Source organism: Hoeflea phototrophica DFL-43 (genome assembly GCF_000154705.2).
Lineage (GTDB): Bacteria > Pseudomonadota > Alphaproteobacteria > Rhizobiales > Rhizobiaceae > Hoeflea > Hoeflea phototrophica.
Genome location: NZ_CM002917.1, coordinates 39,740 through 62,409 on the forward strand (window position 1 = coordinate 39,740; position 22,670 = coordinate 62,409).

Below are 22,670 nucleotides of genomic sequence, written 5' to 3' on the forward strand. Positions count from 1 at the left end.
TCATATGATTCATTTCGGTGGCGTTCCGTTACGCTCGAGCACATCGCCCAGCAGATAAAGTGAGCCGCCAATGAGGATGCGCGGGGCAGGCTCCAGCCTGTTCCAGTTTCGGGTTACCGCGTCGATTGCTGCTTCCACACTTTCCGCAGATTCCGCCGTCAGCCCGGCTTCATCGGCCGCATCGGCCATAAGCTCCGGATCAATGCTCGCATCGGATGCCGGCACCGGAACCGCAAACACATGCCGCGCCATGCCGACAAAGGCTTCGAAATAGCCGACCGGATCCTTGGTGTTGATCATCCCGGTGATCAGGAACAGCGGCCGTGAATCCCGTTCCTCGAGATTGGCCATGGCCTCGGCGATTACCTTTCCGGCGCCCGGATTGTGGCCGCCATCAATCCACAGCTCGACCCCTTCCATGGTGGCCTCTGCCAGCCGTCCCTGCGGCAGCCGTTCCAGCCGTCCCGGCCATGAGACCTGGGTAAGGCCTTTGGCGATCGCTGTATCATCAAGTTCGAAGCCAGCGGCCTTCAGCGCGCGGATTGCTGCGGCGGCGTTCGACTGCTGGTGCCGGCCCGCCAGGCGCGGCAGTGGCAGGTCGATCAGTTCTTCCTCATCCTGATAGGCAAGACGGCCGTTCTCTTCCTGCGCGAAATAGTCCTGCCCGTAGACACTGACCGGGCACCTCAGCCGCTCGGCGATGCTGATGAGCACGTCGCACGCGGCTTCTTCGGTCTGCGCCCCGATCACCACCGGGACATCGGCTTTGATGATCCCGCCCTTCTCCGCCGCGATCAGCTCCACCCGGTCGCCAAGATAGGCCTGATGGTCGAGCGAAATCGACATGATCAGCGCCACGGCCGGGTTTGAAATCACATTGGTGGCATCAAACCGGCCGCCAAGGCCCACCTCTATGATCGCCACATCCGCGGGATGTTCGGAAAACAGCACGAACATCACCGCTGTCAGGATCTCGAAAACGGTGATGGTTTCGCCTTGGTTGGCTTCGGCCACCCGGCGGACCGCATCTGCCAGCACATCATCGGATACCAGCTGTCCGCCGCCTTCCGCACCAAGCCGGTAGCGTTCATGCCAATTGACCAGATGCGGCGAGGTATGAACGTGCGCAGTAAGTCCGTGGGCTTCGAGGATCGCGCGGCAGAAGGCGCCTGTCGAGCCCTTGCCATTGGTCCCGGCAATGTGGATCACCGGTGGCAGCCGCTGATGCGGGTTGCCAAGACGCTCCAGAAGCCGGGTGATACGGCCCAGCGAAAGGTCAAAGCCTTTCGGATGCAACGCCATCAATGCGTTGATTTCCTGCTCTGTCGCAGACACCACCGATTTTTCCACGGTCATCGATCCTGTTCTGGATACCGGCCTTCAAATCCAACCGCTTCAGGGAGATGCTATTCCGCAGCTTCAGCTGGTGCCTCTTCGGCAGCTTCAGTCACGGGTGCTGGCAATGCGGCTGGAGCCGGGGCATCGAGCTTGAGGAAGATCCTGAGCAGACGGGCGATCGTCTCGGGCAGGTCGTGGCGGTGCACCACCATGTCGATCATGCCATGCTCAAGCAGATATTCGGATGTCTGGAAGCCTTCCGGCAGTTTCTCGCGGATGGTCTGCTCGATCACCCGTTTGCCGGCAAAGCAGATTTCCGCACCCGGTTCCGCAAGATGGATATCGCCAAGCATGGCGTAGGATGCTGAAACGCCACCGGTGGTCGGATTGGTCAGAACCACGATATAGGGCAGGCCGGCTTCTTTCAGCATTTCAACCGCCACAGTGGTGCGTGGCAATTGCATCAGCGACAGAATGCCTTCCTGCATCCGCGCGCCGCCCGAGGCAGGAAACATGACCAGCGGGCATTTGCGCTCGATTGCGGCTTCAAACGCCTGGATGATGGCCTCGCCTGCGCCAATACCAAGCGAACCGCCCATGAAGGAGAAATCATGCACGCAGGCAACAATGTCGACACCTCGCACTGCACCATGGCCAGCAACAACCGAATCCTCAAGACCGGTTTTAGCGCGATTTTCCCGCAGGCGGTCTGTGTATTTCTTTGAATCTCGGAATTTCAGCGGATCCTGCGGCACCTTCGGGGATGGCAGCAGCTCGTACTTTCCATCATCGAAAATATGCTTGAGGCGGGCTTCGGCCGACATCTTCATGTGGTAGCCCGAGGCCGGGATCACGAAATGGTTTTCTTCCAGATCGTTGTGGAACACCATTTCCCCGGTTTCGGGGCACTTGATCCAGAGATTTTCCGGCACCTCGCGGCGGCCGAGCATCGAATTGATCTTGGGCCTGACGTAATTGGTGATCCAGTTCACTGCGTAGTCTCCGGTTTGTCTTGGCTTTGGTGAGCTTGGCCCGGCATAGCCGGGTTCCAATGGTGCCGATATTGCTATGTGGGGGTGTTACTCGGCTGGCGCAAGCCGCGCCTCGCGAACCCCGGTCGCAAGCCCGCGCACCATTGTGGCGACACTTTCGACCGTATCGCTGGTTGCCTGGTTGTTGGCATCGAGCGTATTGGCGATCTGGTTAACGATCGCGGTGCCGACCACCACGCCATCGGCTGACTTGCCGATCGCCCGTGCCTGTTCGGCGGTCTTTACCCCAAAGCCGACACAGATTGGCAGATCCGTATGGCTCTTGATCCGATCGACCGCCGCGTTCACCTTGGTGGTATCGGCGATCGCCGAGCCTGTGATCCCAGTCATCGACACGTAATAGACAAAGCCAGAGGTGTTGCTCAGAACCCGTGGCAGACGCTTGTCGTCCGTGGTTGGCGTGGCCAGCCGGATAAAGTTGAGACCGGCCTTGAGGGCGGGGAGGCAAAGCTCCTCGTCCATCTCAGGGGGCAGATCAACCACGATCAGGCCATCAATACCGGCTTCGCGGGCGTCCACCAGAAAGCGCTCGACGCCATAGATGTAGATCGGGTTGTAGTAGCCCATCAGCACGATCGGCGTCTCATTGTCGCCCTTGCGGAAATCCCGCGCCAGATCCAGCGTGCGGCTGAGCGTCTGGCCTGCCTTGAGCGCCCGCTGTCCGGCCATCTGGATTGCCGGGCCGTCCGCCATCGGGTCGGAGAACGGCATGCCGAGTTCGATTACATCGGACCCTGCACCGGGCAGCGCCTGCATGATTTTCAGCGATGTGTCGTAGTCCGGGTCGCCGCCCATGAAATAGGTCACCAGCGCCGGCCGGCCTTCGGCCTTGAGTTTCTCAAAACGGGTATCGATGCGAGTGGTCATTATCAGAGCTCCACGCCGAGGATCTTGCCGACAGTGAAGATGTCCTTGTCGCCACGGCCACACAGGTTCATCACGATGATCTGGTCCTTGCCCATCTTCGGTGCGCGCTTGATCACTTCAGCCAGGGCATGGCTTGGTTCAAGTGCCGGGATGATCCCTTCAAGCCTGGTCAGCAGCTGGAAGGCTTCCAGGGCTTCATCATCCATGACCGGCACATATTCAACGCGGCCTGAATCCTTGAGCCACGAATGCTCCGGACCGATGCCGGGATAATCAAGACCCGCGGAGATCGAGTGACCTTCCTCAATCTGGCCATCGCCATTCTGCAGCAGATAGGTGCGGTTGCCGTGCAGCACTCCGGGTGAGCCTGCCGTCAGCGATGCGCAATGCTCTTCGCCCTCCAGGCCCTTGCCGCCGGCCTCGACGCCGACGATCTGCACATCCTTGTCGTCCAGGAACGGATGAAACAGCCCGATTGCGTTGGAACCGCCGCCAACCGCAGCGATCAGCATGTCCGGCAGGCGTCCTTCGAGAGCCAGCATCTGTTCGCGGGTCTCTTTGCCGATCACCGACTGGAAGGTGCGGACCATCTCCGGATAGGGATGTGGGCCTGCGGCGGTGCCGATCAGGTAATAGGTGTCTTCAACATTGGTCACCCAGTCTCTGAGCGCCTCGTTCATCGCGTCTTTCAGCGTCCCGTGGCCGGAGCTCACCGGGTTGACCTTGGCGCCGAGCAATTTCATGCGGAACACATTCGGTGCCTGCCGCTGGACATCGGTGGCGCCCATATAGACTTCGCAAGGATAGCCAAAGCGGGCCGCCACGGTGGCCGAAGCGACGCCATGCTGGCCGGCGCCGGTTTCGGCGATGATCCGGGTCTTGCCCATCCGCTTGGCGAGCAGGATTTGCCCCACGCAATTGTTGATCTTGTGCGAACCGGTGTGGTTGAGCTCGTCACGCTTGAAGTAGATTTTCGCCCCGCCCAGATGCTCCGTGAGCCGCTCGGCGAAATACATCGGAGAAGGCCGTCCGGTGTAATGGGTGTTGAGATGCTCGAGTTCTGCCTGGAACGCCGGATCGGTCTTGGCCTTGGTCCATTCCTCTTCCAGCTCAAGGATCAGCGGCATCAGCGTTTCGGCGACAAAACGTCCGCCGAAAATACCGAACATGCCCTGTTCGTCGGGCCCGGTGCGGAACGAATTCGGATTGGATGGCTGGTTCACTTCACTTACTCCCAAGAACGTCACTTCGGTGCGTTCGAAACTGCCTGGACGAAGGCGCCCATCATTGCGAGATCCTTGACGCCCGGGGCGCTTTCAACACCGGATGAAACATCGACGCCTGGTGCGCCGCTGATCCGGAGAGCTTCACCGACATTGTCCGTCGTCAGCCCACCGGAAAGCATGTAACTAGCGGCCCCGTCAAGCGAGGAAAGGTCGCGCCCCGCAAGCAGTTGCCAATCAAAGCTTACACCATTGCCGCCGGGAAGGTCCGATCCCTTGGGTGGCTTGGCGTCAAACAGCATCCTGTCGGCAATGCCGTTGTAGACGGCTGCCCGGTCAAGATCGCCAGCGTCACGGACCGCCAGCGCCTTCATTACGGGCAATCCGTACCGTACCTTGAGTACGGAGAGGCGTTCCGGGGTTTCGGTACCATGCAACTGTAGCCAGTCCGGCTTCATCTGCTCAACGATTTCATCAAGCCCCGCATCGTCCATATCGACGGTCACGGCAACGGTTTTGAGTTCGCGCGCACGGGCTCGCTCGGCAAGTTGCCGCGCGTCGTCAACCGTGACATGGCGCGGGCTCTTGGGGAAAAAGATGAAACCCGCCATATCCGCCTTGAGATCGGCCGCGCGATCCACCGCTTCCGGCGTGCTCAGGCCGCAAATCTTGATCGGTATCGTCATGGCGGCTGACCTCGCACAAATCGGCGTCAGAGTCGAGATGGTTGAGCCTTGCCCGACAGCTTGAAAGCCGAGTTTGGGGGATCACCAAAGACCAGAAATTGACGGTCGGCTAGAAAGTGACTGCGAACAGGCGGGATCCGTTCTGCTTGAGCCAGCGTTTGGCCTCGTTGGTGCGCGGACAAAGTGCCTTGCAGGTCGCCCAGAAATCCGGCCCGTGGTTCATCTCCTTGAGATGCGCCACTTCATGGGCGGCGAGATAGTCGATGACAAAGTCCGGCGCCATCGCAATCCGCCAGGAGAATGACAGATTGCCTTGCGATGTGCACGAGCCCCAACGGCTCTTGGTGTCCTTGTAGGAAATGGAGCGGACCGGCTTGCCCAAGGTCGCGGCGTGTTTGGCAACCAGCTGCTCCAACTCGCGCCTGGCGACCCGTTTGAGGTGATCGGCAACGCGGCGTCCGGTGTGTTCGGGGCTTCCCGACACCATCAGCGTTGGAACGCCGTCAATCTCGGTTTCCTCGGCCAGTCCACGCAATTTGCCTGTCATCTCGATCCGGTGCTCGACGCCGCGAATGACAATCTTGCCGATTTCGATCAACGGACCTGTATCGCTCGCATTGGCAAGCCGGGTCATCAACCAGCCGTGGTGCCGGGTCAGAAAGGCATCAATTTCGTGGACAGCCAGCCCGCGCGGGATCGTCAGCTTCAGCGCTTGGCCGCCAGGCTCGATGCGCAGTGTCATGCGGGTGGCGCGGGCATTCTCGCGAATGGTCAACGGCAGCTCACGGCCATTCACAGTAACACTGTCAGGCCGTTGGGCGGACGATCTTTGAAGAGTGCGGGCCAATCCGAACATAAGAAGGCTTCTACCCGATTCGGCTTCAGGATTGAGCGGTTTTTGCTGATTGAGCTGGAACCAAAAACGGCGCCCTCGAAGGAGCGCCGTTTGTCATACCGTGGGGGACCGGCGATCAGCCATCGATTTCGGGAACCGATCGGCCTTTCTTGGTCTTGCTCTGGCGCGCCTGGCGGTCAGCCATGAACTGCTCGAACTCCTGGCGGTCACGCGCCATGCGCAGATCGCGCATGTGCTGATCGAACTCCGTGCGCATTTCATCAAGCTTCTTGCGCTCTTCGTCGAGCCGCGAAAGCTCGTTGTCGCGCCAGTCGTCGAACGCTGCATTTCCACTGCTTGCATAGGTGCCATGGCCGCTCTTCTTGCGGAACGACGAGGCAAGATCATCGGTGGCGCGGTTCACGTCAGCCTTGAACGTGTCGAGCCGGTCACCCCAGATGATATAGGCCAGCATGGCCAGGCCCAATGGCCAGAAAACCATGAAGCCCAGAACCATCAGGGCAATGGTTGCCGGCGTCCATGCCGGGCGGATCAATGCGGTTTGTGTCATCGGGTAAACCTCATTCAGTCAAAGGGAAGCGGGGATCGTTCCCTTGTGAATTTGATGTGGTATGGCCCGGGTGGCGATTCAAGAAATCAGCCACACGATTCCGATAACGCTCTGTAATTACTCAGAGTAATTCGATGATTAAAATGCCTCATAAGCTCTGGATCAGGCGCTTTTTCCGCCCTTGATCAGCTTCGGTGCGCCCCGCTTGGCCCGGTTTGCCTTGCCGTGGGAGCGCATGAAATCGAGGATCCGCGGTGCGATTTCGGCGCGGAACCGCGACCCGTTGAAGACGCCATAATGCCCGACCTTTGGCTGTACATAATGGTAGCGCATCTCGTCGGGAATATTCGGGCAGATGGTCTGCGCCGCTTCGGTCTGGCCCAGGCCGGAGATGTCATCGTTCTCGCCCTCGACAGTCAGCAGCGCGACGTTTCGGATCGCTGTGGTGTCGACCTTGCGGCCGCGATGCATCATTTCGCCCTTGGGCAGCGAATGCTTGATGAAAACCGTGTCGACCGTCTGCAGGTAGAATTCGGCGGTCATATCCATGACTGCGAGATACTCGTCATAGAAGTCGCGATGACGCTCGGCCGAATCGCCATCGTCCTTGACCAGGTGCAGGAAGAAATCCTTTTGCGCGATCATGTGGCGGTCGAGGTTCATCGTCATGAAGCCCGAGAGCTGCAGAAACCCGGGATAGACCGCGCGGGTAAACCCGGGCAGCGGCCACGGCACCTGCATGATGACATTTTCTTCAAACCATTCGATCGGCTTGGTTTGCGCCAGTTCATTGACGCCGGTCGGGTTGATCCGGGTGTCGATCGGACCGCCCATCAAGGTCATGGAGGACGGCGCGAATTTATCACCGCTCTCTTCCATGATTGCGACCGCGGCCAGAACCGGCACGGAGGGTTGGCACACCGCGAGCACATGGGTGTCGGGACCGAGCGCGTGCAGCATCGAAATGACATAGTCAATGTAATCATCGAGGTCGAAACGTCCCTCGGACAGCGGAACCATGCGGGCGTCTGTCCAATCGGTGATGTAGACTTCCGCCTTGGGCAGCAGTGTTTCGACAGTGCCGCGCAAAAGGGTCGCGTAATGGCCGGACATCGGGGCAACGATCAGGATCTTTGGATCCGGGCGATGATTGGCTGGCAGCGTCCGCTCGAAATGGATCAGATCGCAAAACGGCCGCGACCAGACCACTTTCTCGTGCACCGACACCTTTCCGGAGTTCAGCGATGTCTCGTTGAGGCCGAATTCAGGTTTGCTGTAACGCCGCGTTGTGCGCTCGAACAACTCAAAGCCAGCGCCCATGGCCCGGCCAAAAGGGGTATGGGAAAGAGGGTTGATCGGATTTCTGAACGCCAGGCGCATAGCGTCGGCATAGGCGCGCATCGGCGCGACTGCCGCATGATTAAGCTCGTACATCTGATAGAACATGATCAATTGCCCCTATTTCCGGCAGGATGGCTGCCTGGTTCCCGCCATTATGCATGTCATTACCTTTACGGAGCCTGACTTCTTGCAGCGCGCAACCAAAGAAAGACCCTATCATGCTTTTGTTGCATTGCAACAACGGGGCCCTTCGAAAGGGGCAACTACGACTATCTGATGAAATCGGGAGAACGGGCCCTGTTCGGGGCCCGTGCTGTCTGCACTGCCGGTCAGGCAACCAGATTGGATTTTGTCGTGGCGAAACCCAGTTCCGCCAGCGCTTCGGCGATGGCTGTGTCCGGTGAGGTCTTTGCAAGCGGGCCAATGGCTGCTTCCAGCCTCTTGCCTGACAGGCGATGTGGCGTGAACCAGAGATAGGACACCTCGACGACCTCTCGCCACTTGGGGACCACCAGCCCGGCCGCGCGCAACAGCAGCCAGGGAATGCTGGAACGCTTCAGCGACTTGCCACCAAGAGCCTTTTCGATGAGTTTTTTCATTTGCGTGCCGCTTAAAGTGTGACCTTCGAACGTGTAAGTCGCAAAGCCGCTTCCATCGCCTCCCGTTTCCGCAATTTTAACGAAGGTTTCCGCAAGGTCTGGCAGGTAGGCCCAGGCATGATCGATATCCATCGCGCCCGGCCAGGTGAAGATGCCCTTGTCGAGCTTTACGGTAATCCCAAGATCGAACCAAGCGCCACGTCCGTCGCCGCCGTAGAAATCACCGGCCCGCACGATCGTGGTTTTCACTCCGTCTCCCGCGGCCCGCTCAAAAGTCTTCTCCATGGCATTGCGGATCATACCCTTGCCAGTATCGCCTGGCATCGGTGTGGTCTCGTCGGCGATGGCAGGAATGCTCCGGCCGTAATTGTAGACATTGCCTGCAAGCAGATGCAGCGCGCCGGTCGCCTTGGCTGCCGCAATCACATTGGCGGTGAACACGGGAACTATTTCCGCCCAGTCGGTATAGACCGGGTTGAGGCCGTTGAAGATCACATCTGCGCCGCGGCAGGCGGCAATCAGCGCGGCCTGATCCATCGCGTCGGCAGAACGGCCTTCTGCCCGGGCCAAACCCTGGGGAAGCTTGCCGTCACGGGTCACGGCGATGACCCGCCAGTTCCGATCAAGAAAAGTGCGCGCGACAACCCGGCTCACCCGGCCGCGCGCTCCGAGAACTGCAATGGTTTTCATCATCATCTCCTGTGTTGAATGGATGATGCCATCTTCATTCATTCATATTATTTTGAACATTGACCAAAAATGTAAGGTAACCATTCAAAAAAGAATGGGCATGAGGATATCGAACCGATGGACTGGAACCTGTTGCGTAGCTTCCTGGCTGTGGCTGAGACCGGAAGCCTGACGGCTGCAGCGGTGCGGCTTGGTATGAGCCAGCCGTCAATCGGACGGCATATCGCCGAGTTGGAGCGGTTGCTGGATATGCAATTGTTCCGGCGCGGCCCGCGCGGACAGGAACTCAACGAGCGCGGCCTGGATCTGCTCAACGAGGTACGGCGGATGGGCGATGCAGCTGACGCCCTGTCGCGTATCGCGCTTGGCCATTCCCAAAGCCTGACCGGCACCGTGAGGGTAACCGCCAGCGAGGTGATTGGTGCTCTTGTGCTGCCCCGGCTTGTTGCGGAACTGCGGCAGCAGGAGCCATTGATCGAGATCGAGATCGTCGCCTCGAACAGCCTTGGCAATCTTTTGAAACGCGACGCTGACATCGCCATTCGCATGACCAGGCCGCAACAGCTGGATCTGGTGATCCGCCATATCGGCGACATTCCATTGGTGCCATGCGCCAGTTCGGACTATTTCGCCCGGGCCGGCAAGCCGCAGCGGTTGGAGGATCTCGCCGCGCATGAGTTGATTGGTTACGACCGTTCCGACGGGATCATTGCCGGCTTGGCCAGAGCCGGCATCAAAATCAACCGGTCGTCCTTCAAGGTCCGTTCCGACAATCATCTGGTGTTGTGGGAAGCGCTGCGCGCCGGAGCAGGGATCAGCTTCGCGCAAGCGCCTCTTGTGGCAGGTGATCCTGACCTCGAAACATGCCTCGAAGATATGGAGCTTCCCCGGCTGGAAACCTATTTGACCATGCACAGCGATCTCCGGCACAGCCCGCGCATACGCTATGTCGCGGACTATCTCTTCAAGGCCATGCGTAACTACGCATCGGCAGGTTGAAATGGCTGAAACGGATCCCGCAAACCGGCTGCTGCTGGGTGCCTCAAATTGAAACTGGCATTGTCCCTATCCATGGTGTGGAACTGGCTGTAGTCATTCGGCAGGGCCAAAGCTAAGGCAAGGAACCGCGGTGCAGCTGAGGAGCGATAGCGTTGCAACCATTCACTGGCAGTTTCACGCAACAGGAAGCTCTGGACGACGAGGCCATTCTGGCCGCGACAGAAGTGCTGCGCTCGGGCCGTCTCCATCGTTACAACACGGTTGCGGATGAACTTTCCCAGGCCTCGCAACTCGAACAGGCTTTCGCTGCCTATCAGGGGTCCCGCTATTGCCTGGCCTGTGCCTCCGGCGGTTACGCCATGGCTATTGCCCTGCGCGCCGCAGGCCTCCAGCAGGGCGAAGCAGTCCTGACAAATGGGTTCACGCTGGCGCCGGTACCAGGCGCCATCACGGCGGCAGGTGGCAAGCCGCTGCTGGTTGAAATCACCGAGGATATGGTGATCGATCTTGCCGATCTTGAGCGCAAGGCGCTTGAAAGCCAGGCCCGGTTCCTGTTGCTGTCGAACATGCGTGGCCATCTCGCCGACATGGACCACCTGTCCGAGATTGTCCGCAAACATGGCCTTATCCTGATCGAGGATTGCGCCCACACCATGGGCGCGGCCTGGAATGGTATCAAAAGCGGCAATTTCGGGTTGGCCGGTTGTTTTTCCACCCAGACCTACAAACATCTCAATTCCGGCGAGGGTGGATTGCTGACCTCGGATGATCCGGAATTCATGGCCCGTGCCATCATCCTGTCAGGCTCCTACATGCTTTATGAGCGGCATGGCGCAGCGCCGCCACCGCAGGTGTTCGAGCAGGTCCGGCTCGAAACCCCCAACATGTCGGGCCGCATGGACAATCTGCGTGCCGCCATCCTGCTGCCCCAGCTCGCGCGGCTTGATGAGTCCATCGAGCGCTGGAACCAGCGATACCGTGAGGTTGAACAGGGCCTCGCAGGCGTCTATGGCCTTTTGCTTCGGCACCGGCCCGATCAGGAAAGTTTTGTCGGCAGCTCGATTCAGTTCCGACTGCCTGGAATCGATGCTGCCGCAGCGCGCACCTTCGTCGCGGATGCCAAGGCGCTCGGTGTGGAGCTCAAGTGGTTTGGCAATGATGATCCGGTCGGCTTCACCTCGAACCACCACAGCTGGCGCTATGTCGAGGCGCAGCCTCTTCCCGGTACTGACCGGGTCCTTGCGGGCCTGTTCGACATGCGGTTGCCGTTGACCTTCTCGCTCGAGGATTGCCGTCATGTTGCCGCGATCATCGCTCACTGTGCCGCTCCCTGGGCTATGGCCCAGGCCTCCTGAAGCGCGCGCCCTGAACCGAGCTGGTCGGCCCGGAAAACTGGCGTAGCGACGCGGCCAAACTGGCCCTAGAGACTACCATGCCAGATGTGGTTTTTAACTCGTCATCAAGAGGAGTGTCCTATGCCTAAAATGACCACCGAAGAAGCATTCGTGAAAGTGCTTCAGATGCACGGAATCGAGCATGCTTTCGGCATCATCGGTTCGGCCATGATGCCGGTCTCCGATCTGTTTCCCAGTGCCGGAATTGCGTTCTGGGACTGCGCCCATGAAACCAATGCAGGCCTCATGTGTGACGGGTTTATCCGTTCCACCGGCAAGATGGCCATGGCCATCGCCCAGAACGGCCCCGGCGTCACCGGCTTCGTCACTCCGGTCAAGACGGCCTACTGGAATCACACACCGATGCTCCTAATCACGCCGCAGGCGGCCAACAAGACCATCGGCCAGGGCGGATTTCAGGAAATGGAGCAGATGCGCCTGTTTGCCGATTGCGTCTGCTATCAGGAAGAAGTGCGTGATGCTTCCCGCATTCCCGAAGTGCTCAACCGTGTCATCATGAAGGCGTGGCGCGGATCGGCGCCTGCACAGATGAACATTCCGCGGGATATGTGGACCCAGGTGATTGATGTCGAATTGCCGCAGGTAGTGCGCTTCGAGCGGCCTGCTGGTGGCGATCAGGCCATTTCGGATGCGGCCGCGCTGCTGTCCAAGGCGCAGTTCCCGGTGATCCTCTCCGGTGCCGGCGTGGTGCTTTCGGGCGCGATCCCTGATCTGGTCAAGCTGGCCGAGCGGCTCGACGCCCCGGTCTGCTCGAACTATCAGCACAATGACAGCTTCCCCGGCTCGCACCGCCTTGCCGTAGGTCCGCTGGGCTACAACGGCTCGAAGGCGGCGATGGAACTGATCGCCAAGGCCGATGTCGTGCTGGCGCTCGGAACCAGGCTCAATCCGTTCTCCACCCTGCCGGGCTATGGCATCGACTATTGGCCGAAGGATGCGGAGGTCATTCAGGTCGACATCAATGCCGATCGCATCGGGCTGACCAAGAAGGTCACAGTGGGCATCGAAGGTGATGCGACAAAGGTGGCGCGCGCCATCCTTGCCCAGCTTTCCGATGATGCCGGCGACGCCGGACGGGAAGACCGCCGCAACCTGGTGTCGCTGACCAAATCCCGCTGGGCTCAGGAACTCTCATCGCTCGACCATGAGGAAGACGATCCGGGCACCTCCTGGAACGAGGAATCCCGCAAGCGCGACGCCGATCTTATGTCACCGCGTCAGGCCTGGCGGGCGATCCAGTCATCGCTCCCCAAGGACGCGATCATTTCATCGGACATTGGCAACAACTGCGCGATCGGCAACGCCTATCCAAGCTTTGAGCAGGGCCGCAAATATCTTGCTCCGGGCCTGTTCGGTCCTTGCGGATATGGTTTCCCCTCGATTCTCGGCGCAAAGATCGGGCAGCCTGATGTGCCGGTGATCGGGTTCTCCGGTGATGGCGCCTTCGGGATTTCCATGAACGAGATGACCGCTTGCGGCCGTGACGAATGGCCTGCCATCACCATGGTGATCTTCCGCAACTACCAATGGGGTGCGGAAAAGCGCAACACGACGCTCTGGTATGATAACAATTTCGTCGGCACGGAGCTCGATCGAGACACCTCCTATGCGGCAATTGCCGAGGCCTGTGGCGCCAAGGGTGTGGTTGTCAACAGTCAGCAAAGCCTCACCGAGGAGCTGGCCAAGGCGGTTGAGCGGCAGATGAAGGATGGAGAGACCACCTTCATCGAGGTAATCCTCAATCAGGAGCTTGGCGAACCGTTCCGTCGCGATGCCATGAAGAAGCCGGTCGTGGTCGCGGGCATAAGCCGCGATGACATGCGCCCGCAGCAGGGCGCTGTATGATCCACAGCGAGTGAGACCAACCGGGATCCCGCCAAGGCGGGGTCTCTTTTCGTTTCAACAGTGGCGAAGTCTTCAGAGACTGGCGATCGTATCGGCGATAATATCGATCCCGCCCGGGATCCGGGCGCTGTCGATCGAGGAATAGGCAATGCGGTAGAACCGGTTGCCATCTTCAGGATTTGCGAAGAAGAAGTGGCCCGGCTCGATCAGCACGCCGCGCTGTTTCACGGCCTCGGCAAGCGCCCTCGCATCGATACGATCCGGCGTTTTCATCCAGAAACTGGAGCCCCCGGATACATCCGCGCCCGCGATCTGCAGCCCTCGCCGGTCAATAGCCTCCTGCATCACATCACGCCGCCGCCTGTAGGTCTGGCCCATGCGTGCCACAAGCGCATCAAAATGACCAAGCGAAAGGAAGTTCGCCACCGTGCGTTGGAGATGGCCCGGCGGATGCCGGACGACCACCATGCGCAGTGCCCGCGCTTCGCGGATGAACGTCTCCGAGCCAACGATGTATCCGAGCCGCAGTCCGGGAAACAGGGATTTGGAGAAGGAACCGACATAGATCACCCGGCCTTCTTCATCGAGTGATTTAAGCGCCGGGGCAGGCGGGTTGAGAAACGACATTTCGAACTCGTAGTCATCTTCAACCACGATAAAGTCGTTCCGCGCGGCCATTTCCAGAAGCGCCTGCCGTCGCTCGAGCGGCATTGTCACACTTGTCGGGCAATGATGACTTGGTGTGGTGAACACAACATCGGTTTCCGGTGGAACCGAATCAAGACACATGCCGGCGTGATCGACCGGCACATTGACGACATTGCAGCGCGCCAGATTGAGCGCTGCCCGCAAGCCCGGATAGCCGGGATTTTCCATCACTGCCGTACGCCGTTGGTTGAGCAGCACCTTGGCGGCCATCCACAGCGCGTTCTGGCCTCCCATGGTGATTAGAATCTGTTCGGGCTTTGCCTGAATGCCGCGCCGCGGTAGGGTGTTGAGAGCGATGTATTTGACCAGCTCGGGGTCGTCACGCTCATAGCTGTCGGCAGTCACCGTTTCAAATTCACGTTTGCCCAGCGCCTGGAGTGCGCATTGCCGCCAGTTGCTGTGATCGAAGATCTTCTCGTCAGCCTGGCCGTAGATAAAGGGATAGGGATAGCTGCGCCAGTCGACCGGCTTTTCCACCAGCACCTGGCCCGAATAGCGTTGGGCGATGGCCCGGCCCCAGTCGACCGAATCCGATGTTACACCCGTCAGCGATTCAAAACGGGTGCGTTGCGGGGCCGTCGGCGACACATAATAGCCCGAGCGGCCCTTGGCGATCAGGTAATCATCGGAAACCAGCTCGCTATAGGCAAGCGTCACAGTGATCCGGCTGATGCCGAGATGGGCGGCGAGCTTGCGGCTCGAGGGCAATTTGGAGCCGGGGTTGAATCGTCCCGACAGCACGCCTTCGCTGATCATCCGCTGGATCTTCTGTTGCAGCGTGCCTTCGAATTTAGGGTCGAGAAAAAACGTATCTATCGGGATCGACATACAGACATCCAGCCGGTTTTGGCCAGCATATCCCGCCACTTGGCGCTTAGGAAGGGGCGCACGCAAAACACGCGTCTGCGTGGCGCGCGGCTTTGAAATTCCGGTGGTCAGATCCGCGTGTCCTCTGGTCAGCCGAACACCCGCGTCAACGCCTGGTCGACACTGTCGGTGATCCTGTCGATGTCGTCGGCGGTGGCAATCAGGGCCGGGCTGAAACACAGCGTATTGTTAAAGCCGGGAAGCGAGCGGTTGGTCGCACCGATGATGATGCCCTGGCCCATGCAATCGGCAACGACTGCCTGAACCTTCTTTTCTTCGGCAGGCTCTCGGCTGGTGCGGTCGGAGACCAATTCGGCACCCAGGAACAGCCCCTTGCCGCGAACATCGCCGATCACGGCGTGCTTGTCCTGGAGCGCACGAAGATTGTCCAGCATTCGTGCACCCATGGCCTGGGTGTTTTCGATCAGGTTCTCATCCTCGATGATCCGCATGTTCTCAAGCGCTGCTGCCGGGCCGGCCGCGCAACCGCCAAAGGTGGAGATATCCCGGAAATAGGACATTGGATCTGACGGATCATCCTTGAACTGTTCGAACACCGCCTCGGTGGTAACGGTGCAGGAAATGGCCGCATAGCCGGACGCCACGCCCTTGGCCATGGTGACAAAATCCGGCTTTACACCGTAGTGCTGATAGCCGAACCATTCACCCGTCCGGCCAACACCGCAGACCACTTCGTCGATATGAAGCAAAATGTCGTATTTGCGGCAGATTTCCTGGACCCGCGGCCAATATCCTTCCGGCGGTGTGATGACGCCGCCGCCTGCGGTGATCGGTTCTAGGCACAAACCGCCGACCGTGTCCGGGCCTTCGCGCAGAATCACCTCTTCGATGGCGTTGGCCGCCGCTTCGCCATAGCTCTCGGCGTCCGGAAACTGATTGCGGTATTCGAGGCAATGCGGAACCTTCACGAAGCCCGGCGCCATCGGACCATACTGCTCCGCCCGCTGCGGCTGTCCACCGGCTGACAGTGTGGCGAGCGTGGTGCCGTGATAATCGCGGTCGCGATAGAGAATCTTGTACTTCCTGCCGCCGTGGTGGCGGTGCGAGATCTGGCGGATCATCTTGAACGCCTTCTCATTTGCCTCTGACCCGGAGTTTGAATAGTAAACCCGGCTCATTCCCGGCATCTTCTCGATCAGCTTCTGCGCGAAAAGCGCACCGGGGATCGAACCGGCGCTGTTGGCGAAATAGTTCATCTTCACAAGCTGGTCGCGCACTGCATTGGCAATGCTCTCGCGCCCGTAGCCGACATTGACCGTCCAGACACCACCGGAGACGGCATCGAGATGCTCCTTGCCGGTCGCATCCCAAACACGCATGCCGCGGCCTTCGACCATGATCCTCGGATCGACCGTCTCGAACGGCTTGTGCTGGATCAGGTGATGCCAAACATGGTTCTTGTCGGCATCAATGACCGCCTGAATGTCATTGGGCTGAATTCCGGATTGAATGGGCATGTTCATGGTCGGACCCTTTTGCTCGCGAGGCTGGCGAAAAACCTCACCTGAAGAGAACAATCGCTTTGGTTTCCGGCGTTTCGATAGGGCCAGTGAATCCCGACCCATAGAGCCAGCCAATAAGGCCAGCAAAACCAGCGAACTAGATGAATTTTCTGAACTGGTACAGTGGAAGGTGCGGAATTGGCGCTATGGCTTTCGTCCTTTGGTTGATCGACTTTGAGCTCTTGACGCCAAAAACAAAGTCTAAGATCGTCAAAGAAAACGGGAACAGTGCCGGTCGTGCAAGCGATGACGGCGTACATGTGCAGAGTCCGTCGGGGTGGTCCGGCGACGACAAGGGAGTGTCCTTATGAAAATTGCTTCAAGAATGTCCTCATTGCTGGCTGGTATCGCCATGGTCGCGGTAGCCTCGGCTGCCAAGGCCGAGGAGATCACCGTCGGTTACTTCCTGGAATGGCCAATGCCGTTTCAGTTCGCCAAAGCCACGGGTCTTTATGACGAAGCGCTTGGCATGAAGGTCAACTGGAAATCCTTCGATGCGGGAACCGCTATGTCGGCCGCCATGGCCTCCGGTGACGTGCAGATCTCGGTGAGCCAGGGCGTGCCGCCTTTCGTGGTCGCGACCTCAGCCGGCCAGGATCTGCAGATCGCCGATATTGCCGTGGTCTACAACGACAACGACAATTGCGTGGTCAAGGAAGAGCTGGAAATCACCAAGGAAAATGCGAAGGAACTGGAAGGCAAGAAGGCTGGCGTGCCGATCGGCACCGCAGCGCATTACGGCTTCCTCAAGCAGATGGAATATTTCGGCGTTGACGTGTCGACCATGGAAGTTGTCGACATGGCTCCGCCAGATGGTGCCGCTGCTTTCGCTCAGGGCAGCCTCGACATGGTCTGCGGCTGGGGCGGTTCGCTGCGCCGCATGGTCGAACATGGCAACGTGCTGCTGACCGGCGCGGAGAAGGACGAAATCGGTATCTCCGTCTATGACGTGACGTCGGTTCCTGCTTCCTTTGCCGCAGAAAACAGCGATGTTCTGGCCAAGTTCCTCAAGGTGACCGCTGACATGAACGCCAAATGGCTCACCGATTCAGCCGAAATGCTGCCGGTGATCGCCAAGGATGCAGGCATGTCCGAAGAGGACACCGCAGCGACACTTGCCGGGTTCCAGTTCCCCACGGTTGAGGATCAGCTTTCCGACAAATGGCTTGGTGGCGCGACCCAAACGTTCCTCAAGGGCGTTGGCGACTTCTTCAAGGCCCAGGGCAACATCCCCGCCTCCCGTGACACCTATGATGGTGCCGTGACCACGGATGCCCTTTCTTCTGCGTCGCAGATGTAAGTCAAAACAATGATCCATGGATGTCCCGGCCAATCGGCCGGGACATCCGGCCACGGCAATTCCTCTTCCGTGCGATTGGAGCAACCATGGGCGACCTGGTTATCGACAAATTATCCATGCGCTTTGATCTGCCTGACGGCGGTTCGGTGCAGGCACTTCAAGACGTATCTTTAAAACTTGCAAAAGGTGAACTGCTCTCGGTTCTTGGCCCGTCCGGCTGCGGCAAGACCACTCTTCTCAATATTGTTGCCGGGTTTCTGGCGCCAACAGACGGTACGGTTTCGCTCAATGGGGCAACGGTCACAGGTCCGGGCCCGGAGCGTGGCATGGTGTTTCAGCAGGGCGCACTCTTCGAATGGATGAACGTCAGGCGCAATATCTCCTTCGGGCCGGACATGGCGGGGAAACCTGATTCGGAAACGCAGCCCGTTGTCGATCATCTCTTGCGCACCGTGGGCCTTCAGGATTTCGGCAACAAGATGATCTACGAATTGTCGGGTGGCATGCAACAGCGCGTGGCGCTTGCCCGCTGTCTCGCCAATGATCCCGATGTCATTCTTATGGATGAACCGCTTGGCGCGCTCGATGCACTGACCCGCGAGAAAATGCAGGGTCTCGTGCTCAAGCTCTGGAAGGAAACCGGCAAGACCATCATTCTGATCACCCACTCGGTGGAAGAGGCCTTGCTGCTTGGTGAAAGACTTCTGGTGATGGCGCCGCGGCCCGGCCGTATTCACAAGGAGTATCGCCTTCCCTTTGCCGAAATGGGCGTCGGGCAGGATCTGCGCATGGTCAAGAAAGATCCGGCGTTTGGCGAACGCCGTGAGGAAATTCTCGGCATGATCTGGGACATGGAAGAGGAAATCATGGGCCGGCAGGAGGAGCCGGCATGATCGTTCTCTTTATTTACGTTGCGCTTTTCGCGCTGGCCTACATCGCCTACCGGGCCTGGGATCGCTCGCAAGAACACCGGCATGATTTCGTCAGTTTGAAAACCGTGACGTTCGGCGATGAAAGCGCAGTCAGCGCCAACCGGTTTGCTTCAGTGGTTTCCATTGTCGCGCTGTTCGCAATCTGGGGCGCCTTTACGGGATCGGTGATCACTCCCCTGCATGTGCCCGGCCCCTTTGTTGGCGACACCAGCTTCACCTACACCGCACGCAATGCGCAAGGCGAAACCGATGACGGTGTTGTTGCTGTTCGGGTTCATAAGGTTGGCGAAGAAGTGCCCCTGCCTGAGGTTGCCACCAGCAGTGATGGTTTTGCTGTCGATGACGCGGTCAAGATTGGCGCCTGGCGATCCAGCCTGAGCCGTCCCTTTGACAATGACATCGGTGGCGAGGAAGACGGTTATGCCGTCATTGCAATCGACGGTCAGCCGATCGCACCGGGTGATACGGTTCGATTTAGCGACGGTGAGATCACCATGACCGCCAAGGGCAGTCTTTCGGTCAAGCCCGACAAGGGCTGGCAGATGGAACCAATCTGGCTGCCCTCTCCCGAAGCCGTGGTGTACCGGCTGGGGGAGATCGCCACCGAAGGTTACAAGAATGTCTCGCTCTGGGAGCATCTGGGATATTCGTTGGGTCGCGTGATCGCCGGCTTCCTGCTTGGCTCTATCATCGGTATTCCGCTGGGCTATGCCATGGGCCTGTCGAACTGGTTCCGGGGCTGGTTCGACCCGATTGTCGAGTTCATGCGCCCGGTCCCGCCTCTGGCACTGATCCCGCTGATCATCATCTGGTTCGGCATTGGTGAGGAAGGCAAGGTCATCCTGCTGTTCTTGGCGGCACTCTGGATCATGACGATTGCTGCGCGTGCCGGCGTTTCGGGGGTTCGAATATCAAAGGTGCATGCGGCTTACTCGCTGGGTGCCTCCAAATGGCAGATCCTCAGACATGTGATCCTGCCCAATTCGCTACCGGAGATTTTCACCGGTGCAAGGGTGGCGATGGGCGTGTGTTGGGGCACAGTTGTGGCCGCCGAACTGGTCGCAGCCGACCGCGGTGCCGGTATGATGATCGTCAACGCATCAAAATTCCAGCTTACCGACATCGTCATTCTCGGCATCATACTGATCGGCATTATCGGTTACGGCATCGATATCCTGATGCGCATGGCCGAGAAATGGCTGGTGCCCTGGAAGGGCCGCGGCTGATTGTTTCAGAATTGATCATACCAAAACGAAAAAGCCGCCGATTCTTGAGAATCGGCGGCTTTTCAATTGGCAGATCTTGCTGCTCTCAACCGGTCTAATGCATGTACGTTATCACTCAATTGGATTCAATTGAGTGATAACGTACATGCATCAAATCAAAGTGTTAGAGCGACCTTTGAGCGTCCAATTGGACGCACGGCGCTCTAGATGTCGAGATTGGCCACTGACAATGCGTTGTCCTGGATGAACTCGCGCCGTGGCTCCACCTCGTCACCCATAAGCCGGGAGAACAGGCTGTCGGCATCCACCGCATCATTGACCCGGACCTGCAGCAGCGAGCGTGCATTCGGATCAAGCGTGGTTTCCCACAATTGCTCCGCATTCATTTCGCCAAGACCCTTGTAGCGCTGCAGCGCCAGGCCCTTGCGGCCCACGCTGAACACCGCATCGAGCAACTCGCGCGGTCCCGAGATCTGCAGGCCGCCTTCCTTGCGTCTCAGCACCGGAGGTTCGGTATAGACATCACGCAGCTTGGCGTTCATCTGGTCGATCATCCGTGCGTCCTGGCTGCCGATCAGGCCGGCATCGAGATGCACCGATTCCTTGACCCCGCGCACCATGCGCTCGAAACGCAAGCCACCATTCTCGGTGGCAGCACCGGTCCATCCGCGTTCGGATTCTTCAGACACCATATCAAGCCGCCGTGCCACTTCCGCTGCCATGTCGTCCGATGACGCGGGATCAGTGGTTCGCTCTGGATTGAGTGCACCGGCAATCGCCGCCTGCTCGACCACGGTGTGGTCGTAGCGCGAGTGCAGGCTTTCGAGCAGCATGCGCATGCGCAATGCATCTGTGATAGTGTCCTTGAGATCCGCGCCGGTCCGCACTTCGCCGGTGGAGAGTTCGAGCGCCGCTTCCTCGAGACCGGAGCTGACCAGGTACTCCTCCATAGCCTTCTCGTCCTTGAGATACTGGCTCGATTTGCCGCGCGACACCTTATAGAGCGGCGGTTGGGCAATGTAGAGGTGCCCGCGCTCGATCAGCACCGGCATCTGCCGGAAGAAGAAAGTGAGCAGCAGGGTGCGAATATGTGCGCCATCGACATCAGCATCGGTCATGATGATGATCTTGTGGTAGCGCAGCTTGTCGGCGTTGAACTCGTCCTTGCCGATACCGGTGCCCAGCGCCGTGATCAGCGTTCCGATTTCCTGGCTCGAGAGCATCTTGTCGAACCGCGCCCGCTCGACGTTCAGGATCTTGCCACGGAGTGGCAGGATGGCCTGGTTTTCGCGCGAGCGGCCCTGTTTGGCCGACCCGCCAGCGGAATCGCCCTCCACCAGGAACAGTTCGGACTTGGCGGGATCGCGTTCGGAGCAATCGGCAAGCTTTCCGGGAAGCGAGGCAATATCGAGGGCACCCTTGCGGCGGGTCAATTCACGCGCCTTGCGCGCCGCTTCGCGTGCGGCAGCGGCTTCGATCACCTTGCCCACCAGGGTCTTGGCTTCTGTGGGGTGCTCTTCGAGCCAGCTGCTCAGCGTCGAGTTCACCAGGTTTTCCACCACCGGACGGACTTCCGACGAAACCAGCTTGTCCTTGGTCTGCGAGGAGAACTTGGGATCCGGCACCTTGACCGAAAGAACGGCGGTCAATCCTTCGCGGCAATCGTCGCCGGTCAGCGATACCTTTTCCTTCTTGGTCATGCCGGAAACATCGGCATAGGACACCATCTGGCGTGTCAGCGCGGCCCGGAAGCCAGCCATATGGGTTCCGCCATCCCGCTGGGGGATGTTGTTTGTGAAGCAGAGCACATTCTCGTGGTAGCTGTCGTTCCACCACATCGCCAGTTCAACGGTGATGCCGTCCTTTTCGCCGATCAGTGTCACCGGATCATTGACCAGCGGCTTTTTGGAGCGGTCGAGATAACGCACGAAGGCTTCCAGCCCGCCTTCATAGTACAATTCGAGCTCTTTGGCGTCGGAATGACGACGGTCAGCCAGCAGAATCCGGACCCCGGAATTCAGGAATGCCAGTTCCCGCAGGCGATGCTCGAGCGTGCCGAAGTCGAAATCGATCATCGTGAAGGTTTCGCTGCTTGGCATGAACGTCACTTCTGTGCCGGTCTCGTCACCGCAATCACCCAGCACCTGCAGCGGAGCATCCGCGACACCGTGCGTAAACCGGATTTCATGGATCTTGCCCTTGCGCCGGACAACCAGCTTCAGCCAGACCGAAAGGGCATTCACCACGGAAACGCCAACGCCATGCAGACCGCCCGAAACCTTGTAGGAATTCTGGTCGAACTTACCGCCCGCGTGCAATTGGGTCATGATCACTTCGGCGGCCGAAATGCCTTCGCCCTGGTGCATATCAGTCGGAATGCCGCGGCCATTGTCGGTGACTGTGACCGAACCATCGGGATTGAGCGTTACCGTAACGCGGTCGGCATGCCCGGCCAGCGCTTCATCGATGGCGTTGTCGACGACCTCATAGACCATGTGGTGCAGTCCGGAGCCGTCATCGGTGTCGCCAATATACATGCCGGGCCGTTTGCGAACGGCATCCAGGCCCTTGAGAACCTTGATCGAATCGGCGCCATATTCGGCCTCTACGGTCGGGTCTGTCTCAGGCGTATCTGTCATCATGCAGGGTCTTT

General features: G+C 59.2%; 18 protein-coding genes. 6 read left to right on the plus strand and 12 right to left on the minus strand.

All coding sequences use genetic code 11. From position 1 onward, the window contains the following. Positions 1–9 precede the first annotated feature (9 nt). From HPDFL43_RS00205 to HPDFL43_RS00245, 9 genes are all read right to left on the minus strand, one after another. The gene (locus HPDFL43_RS00205) at positions 10–1,356 is read right to left on the minus strand and encodes a bifunctional folylpolyglutamate synthase/dihydrofolate synthase (protein WP_007199525.1); all 1,347 of its coding nucleotides are present in this window, start codon (positions 1,354–1,356) and stop codon (positions 10–12) included. Positions 1,357–1,406: 50 nt separating this feature from the next. Further along, a complete protein-coding gene (accD, locus tag HPDFL43_RS00210; RefSeq protein WP_007199526.1) occupies positions 1,407–2,330 on the minus strand; it encodes an acetyl-CoA carboxylase, carboxyltransferase subunit beta in 924 nt (307 codons plus the stop codon). 87 nt (positions 2,331–2,417) lie between these two features. Continuing rightward, the gene (gene trpA / locus HPDFL43_RS00215) at positions 2,418–3,257 is read right to left on the minus strand and encodes a tryptophan synthase subunit alpha (protein ID WP_007199527.1); all 840 of its coding nucleotides are present in this window, start codon (positions 3,255–3,257) and stop codon (positions 2,418–2,420) included. 2 nt (positions 3,258–3,259) lie between these two features. Then, positions 3,260–4,480: a tryptophan synthase subunit beta gene (gene trpB, locus HPDFL43_RS00220; protein ID WP_007199528.1), complete on the minus strand. Its 1,221-nt coding sequence runs from the start codon at positions 4,478–4,480 to the stop codon at positions 3,260–3,262. 20 nt (positions 4,481–4,500) lie between these two features. Beyond that, a complete protein-coding gene (locus tag HPDFL43_RS00225) occupies positions 4,501–5,166 on the minus strand; it encodes a phosphoribosylanthranilate isomerase (protein WP_007199529.1) in 666 nt (221 codons plus the stop codon). 109 nt (positions 5,167–5,275) lie between these two features. Beyond that, positions 5,276–6,022 carry a M48 family metallopeptidase gene (locus HPDFL43_RS00230; RefSeq protein WP_040448842.1) on the minus strand — a complete coding sequence of 249 codons (747 nt, stop codon included), beginning with the start codon at positions 6,020–6,022 and terminating at the stop codon, positions 5,276–5,278. 115 nt (positions 6,023–6,137) lie between these two features. Next, the gene (locus HPDFL43_RS00235) at positions 6,138–6,572 is read right to left on the minus strand and encodes a DUF2852 domain-containing protein (protein WP_007199531.1); all 435 of its coding nucleotides are present in this window, start codon (positions 6,570–6,572) and stop codon (positions 6,138–6,140) included. A 162-nt stretch (positions 6,573–6,734) separates the two neighbouring features. After that, entirely contained in the window at positions 6,735–8,018 is a 1,284-nt protein-coding gene (locus tag HPDFL43_RS00240; RefSeq protein WP_007199532.1) for a polyhydroxyalkanoate depolymerase, read from the minus strand. Between the two features lie 224 nt (positions 8,019–8,242). Continuing rightward, positions 8,243–9,202 carry an NAD(P)H-binding protein gene (locus HPDFL43_RS00245; protein ID WP_040449435.1) on the minus strand — a complete coding sequence of 320 codons (960 nt, stop codon included), beginning with the start codon at positions 9,200–9,202 and terminating at the stop codon, positions 8,243–8,245. A gap of 117 nt (positions 9,203–9,319) precedes the next feature. Here HPDFL43_RS00245 and HPDFL43_RS00250 point away from each other — a divergent pair, with 117 nt between their 5' ends. The 3 genes from HPDFL43_RS00250 to xsc all read left to right on the plus strand — a co-directional run bounded on the left by HPDFL43_RS00250 (position 9,320) and on the right by xsc (position 13,461). Next, complete coding sequence (locus HPDFL43_RS00250; protein WP_007199534.1) at positions 9,320–10,201, plus strand: LysR family transcriptional regulator; 882 nt, start codon at positions 9,320–9,322, stop codon at positions 10,199–10,201. Positions 10,202–10,353: 152 nt separating this feature from the next. Then, positions 10,354–11,556, plus strand: a complete 1,203-nt coding sequence (locus tag HPDFL43_RS00255; RefSeq protein ID WP_007199535.1) for a DegT/DnrJ/EryC1/StrS family aminotransferase — start codon at positions 10,354–10,356, stop codon at positions 11,554–11,556. A 120-nt stretch (positions 11,557–11,676) separates the two neighbouring features. Further along, positions 11,677–13,461: a sulfoacetaldehyde acetyltransferase gene (gene xsc / locus HPDFL43_RS00260; RefSeq protein ID WP_156970141.1), complete on the plus strand. Its 1,785-nt coding sequence runs from the start codon at positions 11,677–11,679 to the stop codon at positions 13,459–13,461. A gap of 72 nt (positions 13,462–13,533) precedes the next feature. Here xsc and pdxR read toward each other — a convergent pair whose 3' ends face one another. Together pdxR and HPDFL43_RS00270 are read right to left on the minus strand one after the other, a co-directional pair. After that, positions 13,534–14,997, minus strand: coding sequence for a MocR-like pyridoxine biosynthesis transcription factor PdxR (pdxR, locus tag HPDFL43_RS00265; protein WP_040448846.1), 1,464 nt, complete (start codon positions 14,995–14,997; stop codon positions 13,534–13,536). Between the two features lie 128 nt (positions 14,998–15,125). Continuing rightward, the gene (locus tag HPDFL43_RS00270) at positions 15,126–16,520 is read right to left on the minus strand and encodes an aminotransferase family protein (protein ID WP_007199538.1); all 1,395 of its coding nucleotides are present in this window, start codon (positions 16,518–16,520) and stop codon (positions 15,126–15,128) included. A gap of 346 nt (positions 16,521–16,866) precedes the next feature. Between HPDFL43_RS00270 and HPDFL43_RS00275 the strand changes: the two genes are divergently transcribed. The 3 genes from HPDFL43_RS00275 to HPDFL43_RS00285 all read left to right on the plus strand — a co-directional run bounded on the left by HPDFL43_RS00275 (position 16,867) and on the right by HPDFL43_RS00285 (position 20,017). Then, positions 16,867–17,859 (plus strand): taurine ABC transporter substrate-binding protein, encoded by a 993-nt coding sequence (locus HPDFL43_RS00275; protein WP_007199540.1) that lies wholly within the window; start codon positions 16,867–16,869, stop codon positions 17,857–17,859. An 86-nt stretch (positions 17,860–17,945) separates the two neighbouring features. Continuing rightward, complete coding sequence (locus HPDFL43_RS00280) at positions 17,946–18,752, plus strand: taurine ABC transporter ATP-binding protein (protein WP_040449438.1); 807 nt, start codon at positions 17,946–17,948, stop codon at positions 18,750–18,752. Further along, a complete protein-coding gene (locus HPDFL43_RS00285) occupies positions 18,749–20,017 on the plus strand; it encodes an ABC transporter permease (RefSeq protein WP_007199542.1) in 1,269 nt (422 codons plus the stop codon). The genes HPDFL43_RS00280 and HPDFL43_RS00285 overlap by 4 nt, the downstream gene beginning before the upstream one ends. Before the next feature lie 203 nt (positions 20,018–20,220). On the opposite strand, the gene gyrB is transcribed toward HPDFL43_RS00285, so the two are convergent. Continuing rightward, positions 20,221–22,656: a DNA topoisomerase (ATP-hydrolyzing) subunit B gene (gyrB, locus tag HPDFL43_RS00290; protein WP_007199543.1), complete on the minus strand. Its 2,436-nt coding sequence runs from the start codon at positions 22,654–22,656 to the stop codon at positions 20,221–20,223. Positions 22,657–22,670 lie beyond the last annotated feature (14 nt).